Origin of the sequence: Pseudomonas sp. W2Oct36 (assembly GCF_041060465.1) — a bacterium.
GTDB lineage: Bacteria > Pseudomonadota > Gammaproteobacteria > Pseudomonadales > Pseudomonadaceae > Aquipseudomonas > Aquipseudomonas graminis_B.
Map to the genome: position 1 here is coordinate 40,745 of NZ_JAUERW010000027.1, position 8,553 is coordinate 49,297.

The 8,553-nt window shown below is 60.4% G+C and carries 9 protein-coding genes; 7 read left to right on the forward strand and 2 right to left on the reverse strand.

Annotated features, from left to right (window positions below; genetic code table 11):
* Positions 1–139: 139 nt before the first annotated feature.
* Complete coding sequence (gene polA, locus QWI18_RS23905; protein ID WP_369320025.1) at positions 140–2,905, reverse strand: DNA polymerase I; 2,766 nt, start codon at positions 2,903–2,905, stop codon at positions 140–142.
* 74 nt (positions 2,906–2,979) lie between these two features.
* Between polA and QWI18_RS23910 the strand changes: the two genes are divergently transcribed.
* Positions 2,980–3,270: a DUF2782 domain-containing protein gene (locus tag QWI18_RS23910; protein ID WP_065987944.1), complete on the forward strand. Its 291-nt coding sequence runs from the start codon at positions 2,980–2,982 to the stop codon at positions 3,268–3,270.
* A gap of 34 nt (positions 3,271–3,304) precedes the next feature.
* Positions 3,305–4,255: a homoserine kinase gene (locus tag QWI18_RS23915; protein ID WP_369320026.1), complete on the forward strand. Its 951-nt coding sequence runs from the start codon at positions 3,305–3,307 to the stop codon at positions 4,253–4,255.
* A 93-nt stretch (positions 4,256–4,348) separates the two neighbouring features.
* On the opposite strand, the gene QWI18_RS23920 is transcribed toward QWI18_RS23915, so the two are convergent.
* Positions 4,349–5,278: a zinc ABC transporter substrate-binding protein gene (locus QWI18_RS23920; protein ID WP_369320027.1), complete on the reverse strand. Its 930-nt coding sequence runs from the start codon at positions 5,276–5,278 to the stop codon at positions 4,349–4,351.
* Between the two features lie 57 nt (positions 5,279–5,335).
* On the opposite strand from QWI18_RS23920, the gene QWI18_RS23925 reads away from it, so the two are divergent.
* The 5 genes from QWI18_RS23925 to QWI18_RS23945 form a co-directional block, all read left to right on the forward strand.
* A complete protein-coding gene (locus tag QWI18_RS23925; protein WP_074892445.1) occupies positions 5,336–5,818 on the forward strand; it encodes a Fur family transcriptional regulator in 483 nt (160 codons plus the stop codon).
* Positions 5,818–6,612: a zinc ABC transporter ATP-binding protein ZnuC gene (gene znuC, locus QWI18_RS23930; RefSeq protein ID WP_065987952.1), complete on the forward strand. Its 795-nt coding sequence runs from the start codon at positions 5,818–5,820 to the stop codon at positions 6,610–6,612. The genes QWI18_RS23925 and znuC overlap by 1 nt, the downstream gene beginning before the upstream one ends.
* On the forward strand, positions 6,605–7,387 hold the full coding sequence (gene znuB / locus QWI18_RS23935) for a zinc ABC transporter permease subunit ZnuB (protein ID WP_065987954.1): 783 nt from the start codon (positions 6,605–6,607) through the stop codon (positions 7,385–7,387). The genes znuC and znuB overlap by 8 nt, the downstream gene beginning before the upstream one ends.
* 157 nt (positions 7,388–7,544) lie before the next feature.
* The gene (locus QWI18_RS23940; RefSeq protein WP_296306809.1) at positions 7,545–8,258 is read left to right on the forward strand and encodes a PA5502 family lipoprotein; all 714 of its coding nucleotides are present in this window, start codon (positions 7,545–7,547) and stop codon (positions 8,256–8,258) included.
* Positions 8,259–8,265: 7 nt separating this feature from the next.
* Positions 8,266–8,553, forward strand: a 288-nt coding sequence (locus tag QWI18_RS23945; RefSeq protein WP_369320029.1) for a hypothetical protein, incomplete at its 3' end; no start/stop codon positions are given.

The window sequence follows — 8,553 nt, forward strand, 5'->3', positions numbered from 1 at the left end:
CACAACATAGGAGCATGAATGGCTACGTCAGCCATTCGCAAACTCAGACCGGAGTTTGTCCGCCGAAGTTCAAAAGCGGCGGAAATTTTATGGATGCCGCAGTTCCGATTCCGAACAGAATCGGAATGACAAGGCCGTATTAATGCGCCTCGTCCCAGTTATTCCCCACACCCACTTCGACCAGCAGCGGAACATCCAGCTCGGCTGCGCCGCTCATGTGCACGCGGATGTCCTTGCTGATCTGTTCGACCAGATCTTCACGCACTTCCAGCACCAGTTCATCGTGAACCTGCAGGATGACGCGAGCATCCAGCCCTGACGCTTCCAGCCAGCCATTCACCGCTACCATCGCTCGCTTAATGATGTCCGCCGCCGTACCTTGCATCGGCGCGTTGATCGCCATGCGTTCGGCACCTTTGCGCAGCGCCTGGTTCTTCGCGTTGATGTCCGGCAGGTAAAGGCGACGACCGAAGATGGTCTCCACGTACCCTTGTTCCGCCGCCTGAGCACGGGTGCGCTCCATGTAATCCAGCACGCCCGGATAGCGCGCGAAATAGCGATCCACGTACGCCTGGGATTGCTTGCGATCGACACCGATCTGCTTGGCCAGCCCGAATGCGCTCATGCCGTAGATCAGACCGAAGTTGATCGCCTTGGCGCTACGGCGCATGTCGTTGGTCACGTCCGGCAGTTCGACACCAAACACCTCGCCCGCCGTTGCACGGTGGACGTCCAGGTCGTTGCGGAAGGCGTGCAGCAAGCCTTCGTCCTTGGCCAGATGCGCCATGATCCGCAGTTCGATCTGCGAGTAGTCCGCCGCCAGCAGCTTGTAGCCTTGGGGCGCGACAAACGCCTGACGAATGCGACGACCCTCGGCGGTCCGGATCGGGATGTTCTGCAGGTTCGGGTCGCTGGAGGACAGACGCCCGGTCACCGCCACCGCCTGATGGTAGGAGGTGTGAATTCGCCCGGTGCGCGGGTTGATCTGCTCCGGCAGGCGGTCGGTGTACGTGCTCTTCAGCTTGCTCATCGAGCGGTACTGCATCAGCACTTTCGGCAGCGGATATTCCTGCTCGGCCAGTTCCGCGAGCACCGCTTCAGCCGTGGACGGCTGGCCGGTGGCGGTCTTGCTGATGATCGGCATGCCAAGCTTTTCGTAGAGAATCACACCGAGCTGCTTGGGCGAGCCGAGATTGAATTCTTCACCGGCGATGGCGAACGCTTCGCGCTCAAGCTCGGTCATTTTGTTGCCCAGCTCGACACTCTGATTGCCCAGCAGATTGGCATCGACCAGTGCACCTTGACGCTCGATACGCGCCAGCACAGGCATAAGTGGCATCTCGATGTCGTTCAGCACTGGCGCCAGGCTCGGGGTCTTGGCCAATCTGTCCTGCAGCACCTCGTGCAGGCGCAGCGTCAGGTCAGCCTCTTCAGCCGCATACGTACCCGCCTGCTCCAGCGCGATCTGGTCGAAAGTCAGCTGTTTTGCGCCCTTGCCCGCGATGTCCTGAAAATTGACCGGTGTGTGATCCAGGTACTTGGCGACCAGGCTGTCACGGTCGTGACGCGTCGCAGTGGAGTCGAGCACGTAGGATTCAAGCATCGTGTCGAACTTGACGCCCTGCACGTTGATGCCCTGGCTCTGGTCACCATCGATGGCGCAGTTGGCCAGCAGGTTGATCGCAAACTTGGCATGCTGGCCGACCTTGATTTTGCTCGCGTCCTCCAGCATGGGCTTGACCGCTTTCAGTACCGCGTCGCGATCCAGTTGCTGCTGCACGCCCATATAGGAATGGGTGAGCGGGATGTAACAGGCTTCGTGGGTCTTGATCGCAAACGACAGGCCGACGATTTGCGCGCGTTGGGCATCGGTGCCGTTGCTCTGCACCACAAAAGCGAACAACTGAGCGGCTTTCAACTTCTTCAGCCAGTCGTCGAATTGGGTTTGCTCGAGAATGAGTTCGTAGTTGGCCTCGATGACAGGCGCTGGCTCGGCAGCAGGGACGACTTCCGCGCCTTCCTGGCGAGCGTCACGCTGCAGATCAGTGATCCAGCTCTTGAATTCCAGCTCGGTGTAGAGCGCCATCAGCGCCTCACGGTCAGGCTCGCCGCAGTGCAGGGCGTCGAGCTCTATGTCTAGCGGCACGTCGATCTTGATGGTCGCCAGCTCGTAGGACAGGAAGGCCATTTCCTTGTGTTCTTCGAGCTTGGCCGGCAGGGATTTAGCGCCCCGAAGCGGCAGCGCTGCCACTTTGTCGAGGTTCGCGTAAAGCTCTTTCAGGCCACCGTTGATGCCCACCAACAGGCCCGCTGCGGTTTTCTCACCGACACCGGGTACGCCAGGGATGTTGTCGACCTTGTCGCCCATCAGCGCCAGGTAATCGATGATGTGTTCCGGGCCAACACCGAACTTCTCCTTCACGCCGGCGACGTCCAGCACACTGCCGGTCATGGTGTTGACCAGCGTGATGTGGCCATCGACCAGCTGCGCCATGTCCTTGTCACCGGTAGAGATGACCACCGGACGGTCGGCGGCCGCGCTGCTGCGCGCCAAGGTGCCGATCACGTCATCGGCCTCCACGCCTTCAACGCACAACAGCGGATAGCCGAGGCCTCGCACGCAGTTGTGCAGGAAGTCGATCTGCACGCGCATGTCGTCCGGCATGCTGGGGCGGTTGGCTTTGTATTCGCCGTACAGCGCGTCGCGGAACGTTCCGCCCTTGGCATCGAAAACCACGGCAAACGGGCTTTCGGGGTACTGCCTGCGCAGGCTTTTGAGCATGTTCAGCACGCCCTTGACCGCACCGGTGGGCAGGCCTTTGGAGGTCATGAGCGGCGGCAGCGCATGGAACGCGCGGTATAGATAAGAAGAACCGTCCACCAGGACGAGGGGCGCAAGACTCATGTGCAAGATCAACCTTTTCGGCGGGGTCGGCGCTAGAATGCGCGGACCGTTGACGACAAAGGCACAAGGTTATCATGCGCGCGCTGAATCGCCTGTTACTGCTCGGCGGGTTGATCGCCTGTCCGTGGCTGGCGGTCGCGGCGGACGATGAAGCGCCGTCGGCAGAGCCTGATGTGACGATTCGTCAGGACAGCGATGGCTTCATCAAGGAGTATCGTGCGAACGGATTCGTGTACGCCGTGAAGATCACGCCCAAACACGGCAAGCCGTATTATCTGGTGCGCGCCGATGGCACAAGTGGTCAATTCATCCGTTCGGATCAACCGGACATGCTGATACCCCAATGGGTACTATTCAGCTGGTAACGCCCTACATTCACTCTCTTGCTGGCAGTCTTCTATGTCCGTTTTTACTCCCCTGGCTCGGCCTGAGCTGGAAGCTTTTCTCGCCCCGTACGGGCTTGGCGCCCTGCGTGATTTTCAGGGCATTGCCGCTGGAAGTGAAAACACCAATTTCTTCATCAGCCTCGAGCAGGGCGAATTCGTGCTGACCCTGGTCGAGCGCGGTCCGGTTCAGGAGATGCCGTTCTTCATCGAACTGCTGGACGTTCTCCACGACGCCAACTTGCCCGTACCCTACGCGCTGCGCACCACCGACGGGCAGGCCCTGCGCGAGCTGAAAGGCAAACCGGCGCTGCTGCAACCGCGTCTGTCCGGCAAGCACCCGGCCCAGCCCAACACCCAGCACTGCGTGCAGATCGGCGAATTCATGGCGCACATGCACATGGCGACGCGCAGCGAGACTATCGAGCGCAAAACAGATCGTGGTCTGGACTGGATGCTGGAGGAGGGCGGTAATTTCATTTCCCACCTGGACCCGGCCCAGGGCGCATTGCTGACCAAAGCCGTCGAGGAAATTCAGCGTCGCAAGGCGGCAATCATGGCGCTGCCGCGGGCCAATCTGCACGCCGACCTGTTCCGCGACAACACGCTGTTCGAAGGCACCCACCTGACGGGCGTGATCGATTTCTACAATGCTTGTTCCGGACCGATGCTGTACGACGTGGCGATTGCCGTGAATGACTGGTGCTCGTTTGAGAACGGCACCATCGATGCGCCGCGCGCCCGGGCGTTTCTGGGTGCTTACGCTGCGCTGAGGCCATTCACGGCCGCCGAAGCCGAGCTGTGGTCGACGATGCTGCGTGTGGGTTGCGTGCGCTTCTGGCTGTCACGCCTGATCGCCGCCGAAACCTTCGCCGGTCAGGACGTGCTGATCCATGATCCGGACGAATTCCGCAAACGCCTGGAACAGCGGCAGGAAACCCACATTCCGTTGCCGTTTGCGTTGTAGACATCATAAACGCTTCGTGAGCAAGCTCACTCCCACAGGGACCGTGGTTCAACTGTAGGAGTGAGCTTGCTCGCGAAGGCGTTGGCACAGGAGTTAAAGACTCTCCAGACACCCCGCCAGGTCATCCGCCAGCTTGCTCATCAATTGCTCGTAACCCTCGGCAGTGGCGGGTGTGTAGCCGCCCAATCCGTCCAGTTCAGCCAGTTTGACCGGCAAGCCCGCACTCAACGTGTCGGCCAGACGCGGGCGAAGGGGCGGTTCGCTGAACACGCAGGTCTTGCCGAATTCGGTCAGCCGCGCGCGCATGGCGGCGACGTGCTGGGCACCCGGCTGAACCTCGCTGCTGACGGCAAATACGCCCGCATGCTTGAGCCCGTAGGCTTCTTCGAAATAATCAAACGCCTCGTGGAAGACGAAATACTGCTTGCCTGAAATGCCGGCGACACGCTGTTTGATCTTGGCGTCCAAAGCGTCAAGGCGTGCGTCGAAGGCCTTCGCGTTGCTCTCATAACGTGCCGCATTGGCGGGATCTGCCTGACTCAAGTCAGCGGCCATCTTTGCCGCAATCACCCGCGCGTTGACCGAAGACAACCACAAATGTGCATCGACGCTGCCCGGGCGGTGATCGTGGTCATGCTCGTCTTCGTCATCATCGTGGTGCTCGGCGCTGGCGGTGAAATGGCGCAGGTGCATACCGGGCAACGACTCGACCGGGACCGATGCTTTGCTGCGCCCGGACAGCACGCGAGGCAGGAATGTCTCCATATCAGGGCCGATCCAGTAGAGCAGATCGGCTTCCTGCACGCGCCGTACGTCGGACGGGCGCAGCGCATAGTTATGCGGTGAGGCGCCCGGCGGAAGCAGGACTTCCGGCACAGCAATCCCGTCCTGTACGGCAGCAGCGATCAACTGCAGCGGCTTTATGCTGGTCAGTACGCGGACGCTGGCTTCGGCGGCAGTGACGGTTGAAAAACCGGTAATAAATACGACAAAAAGTAAAAAAAGTCGGGACACGATAACCACTCATGGGGGCAGGAACGGGTAACATAATAACGTCTCTCTCAAAGGCCGTCGCCGCTCATGTCTAAAACACCCCTGGCCAGTCGCCCCCACGATCACTCTCACTGCGTGCACAGTGCGCTCACTGAAGCCGACACGCTGTGCGCGGGCAAAGGCCTGCGGCTGACGGCCCTGCGTCGTCGCGTGCTGGAACTGGTCTGGCAGAGCCACAAGCCGCTGGGCGCCTACGACATCCTCGCCGTTCTCAGCGAAGAAGATGGCCGCCGCGCCGCACCACCTACGGTGTACCGCGCGTTGGACTTCCTGTTGGAAAACGGCCTGGTTCACCGCATTGCGTCGCTGAACGCCTTCGCCGGCTGTAACCACCCGACCCACGCGCATCAGGGCCAATTTCTGATCTGCCGCGAGTGCCACGCCGCCATTGAGCTGCAGCACGGCAGCATCAGCTCGGCCATCGTCGACGCTGCCAATGAGGTCGGCTTTGACGTCGAAGCCCAGACCGTTGAAGTGGTCGGCGTCTGTGCCGGGTGCAAGGCCGCCTGATGAGCGATGCACTGATCCGCCTGAAGGACGTCAGCGTGACGCGCGCCGGCCAGAGCGTGCTGGAACATATCCAGCTGAGCGTCAGCTCAGGCGAAATCGTCACCCTGATCGGCCCCAACGGCGCGGGCAAGACCACTCTGGTGCGCGCCGTTCTGGGGCTGCTCAAGGCAGACTCGGGCGAAATTTGGCGCAAACCGAAACTGCGCGTCGGTTACATGCCGCAGAAGCTGCACATAGACGCCACGCTGCCGCTGTCGGTCCTGCGTTTCCTGCGTCTGGTCCCCGGCGTTGATCGGGACACCGCGCGGTCAGCGCTGATCGAGGTCGGCGCAGAGAAGGTCATCGACAGCCCGCTGCAAGGGATTTCCGGCGGCGAGATGCAGCGCGTGTTGCTGGCGCGAGCGCTGCTGCGCAAGCCGGAGCTGCTGGTGCTCGACGAGCCGGTGCAAGGCGTTGATGTCGCCGGGCAGGCCGAGCTGTACGCGCTGATCACTCAGCTGCGCAATCGGCATCAATGCGGCGTGCTGATGGTTTCCCATGACCTGCATCTGGTCATGAGCACCACCGATCAGGTGGTCTGCCTCAATCGCCACGTGTGCTGCTCCGGTCACCCCGAGCAGGTGAGTAATGATCCCGCCTTCGTGGAGCTGTTCGGCCTGAACGCCCCGAATCTGGCGATCTATCACCATCACCACGATCACGCCCACGACCTGCATGGCGAAGTCTGCCAACCCGCGCCGGCTCACGTCCACACCCACAATCACGACCACGGGGACAGCTGCAAGCATGGCTGATTTTCTTCTTTACGCCTTGCTCGCAGGCCTCGCGTTAGCGGTAGTGGCAGGTCCTCTGGGGTCTTTCGTGGTCTGGCGGCGCATGGCCTATTTTGGCGACACGCTCTCCCATGCCGCGTTGCTCGGCGTGGCCTTGGGCTTTCTGCTGGACATCAGCCCGACGATCGCCGTGACCGTAGGCTGCCTGCTGCTGGCGGTGTTGCTGGTGACCCTGCAGCAGCGCCAACCGCTGGCGTCCGACACACTGCTGGGGATTCTCGCACCAAGCACTTTGTCGCTGGGTCTGGTGGTGCTGAGCTTCATGCGTGACGTGCGTATCGACCTGATGGGCTATCTGTTCGGCGACCTGCTGGCTATCAGTCCGAACGATCTGGCGTGGATTCTCGCGGGCAGTGCGTTGGTGCTGGTGCTGATCTGTGCGCTGTGGCGGCCGCTTCTGGCCATCACCGTGCATGAAGAGCTGGCGACGGTCGAAGGGCTGCCGGTGGCGGCCCTGCGCATGACGTTGATGCTGCTGATCGCCGTGGTCATTGCGGTGGCCATGAAGATCGTCGGCGTTTTGCTGATTACCTCACTGCTGATCATCCCCGCCGCTGCGGCACAACGTCACGCCCGTTCGCCGGAGCAAATGGCTGTGGGTGCGAGCATCATTGGCGTGATTGCGGTGTGCGCGGGTCTGGCGCTGTCCTGGTTCAAGGACACCCCGGCAGGCCCGTCTATCGTGGTCTCGGCGGCGGCGCTGTTTCTGCTCAGCTTCCTTTTGCCCAAGCGGTAGAACCTTGGGTAGCAGGCAGAGTCATACTCCGCAATAATCCAATGGCGGCAATGTGCAACGACTCCTTGCGCGGCCACCGATAGTGATCAGTTATTTTCGGTGCAAGTCAGTTGTGTGTAGACTTGCTCGTTTTTTGCGCAAATAGAGAATCGCAGGAATGAAGCCGTTCGCATCCCGTTATCTGCTGCTTGCTGCATTTTCCATCCTGTTGGGTGCTTGCCAGAGCAAGCCCGTCGAGCAGCCCGCATCTGTGGCTGCGCCCGATGCCTATCAGCAGCTGGAACAGAACATCGCCAGCAGCGAGTTGGCAACCGCCGAAGATCAATTGGCGGCGCTGCAAAGCAAATCTCCGGACGATCCCCGACTCGAGCAGTACCAGCGTCAATTGGCTGAGGCCTATTTGAGCCGCAGTCAGATCGTGCTGCAAAAAGGCGACATGAATGCCGCCGCGACCGCGCTCAGTCGTGCTCGTGCCCTGATGCCAAAGGCTCCGGCGCTGACCAGTGGCGTCAACGGCGCTATCGCCCACGCGCGTAAGGCCGAGCTGGAAAAGGCCGAGGCTGATCTGCGGGCTGCGGAAGCCAGGCGCAAGGCGAAAGTGATTGACCCGAGCGCCGAGAGCACGACCATCGAGTTGAAGCTCAGTGACATGAAACAGCTGCGCCGTCAGTTGAGTGACATCGCTGAAGACGTCACTGCCTTCAACTGCGACGTCACGGTGCAGGTGCCGCGCACAGACGACTACCCTTGGCTGGCAACGCTGCTGACCAAGCGAGTGACGAAGATCAACCCGGATTTCGAGTTGCAGATGCAGCGTGAAATCGAGCGGACCGAACCTGCGAAGATCGTGTTGAAGCCCGCTCAGCCCTGATCGATTTTTGATCAAAAGAAAAGGCGTTGCCCTCGCGGGCAACGCCTTTTTTGTTTGCGCTCCTTTCATGGCTTCGGAAAAGGCCTCAGCGAAACAACCGCGCAAGAAGTTGCGCACTCGTTTGTTGAAAATTGGGGGGTTAATGCTCTGCAGGCCCCGTCGTTTGTGGTCTGTAGGCGAGTGCGCCAAAAATTTCGCCGCGGGGGGCCAAATTTTTAGCCCATTTTTTTGGGTTTATGGTTTTTTCTTAGATAAAAAAATTTTTTTTTTTTTTTTAAATTTTTTTTTTTTTTTT

Excerpts from the sequence above, each read along its gene's own strand:
- QWI18_RS23910 (WP_065987944.1), top strand. The coding sequence starts at position 2,980 with ATGCGCGCGCTGAATCGCCTGTTACTGCTCGGCGGGTTGATCGCCTGT.
- polA (WP_369320025.1), bottom strand. The coding sequence starts at position 2,905 with ATGAGTCTTGCGCCCCTCGTCCTGGTGGACGGTTCTTCTTATCTATAC.
- QWI18_RS23940 (WP_296306809.1), top strand. The coding sequence starts at position 7,545 with ATGAAGCCGTTCGCATCCCGTTATCTGCTGCTTGCTGCATTTTCCATC.
- QWI18_RS23925 (WP_074892445.1), top strand. The coding sequence starts at position 5,336 with ATGTCTAAAACACCCCTGGCCAGTCGCCCCCACGATCACTCTCACTGC.
- znuB (WP_065987954.1), top strand. The coding sequence starts at position 6,605 with ATGGCTGATTTTCTTCTTTACGCCTTGCTCGCAGGCCTCGCGTTAGCG.
- znuC (WP_065987952.1), top strand. The coding sequence starts at position 5,818 with ATGAGCGATGCACTGATCCGCCTGAAGGACGTCAGCGTGACGCGCGCC.
- QWI18_RS23915 (WP_369320026.1), top strand. The coding sequence starts at position 3,305 with ATGTCCGTTTTTACTCCCCTGGCTCGGCCTGAGCTGGAAGCTTTTCTC.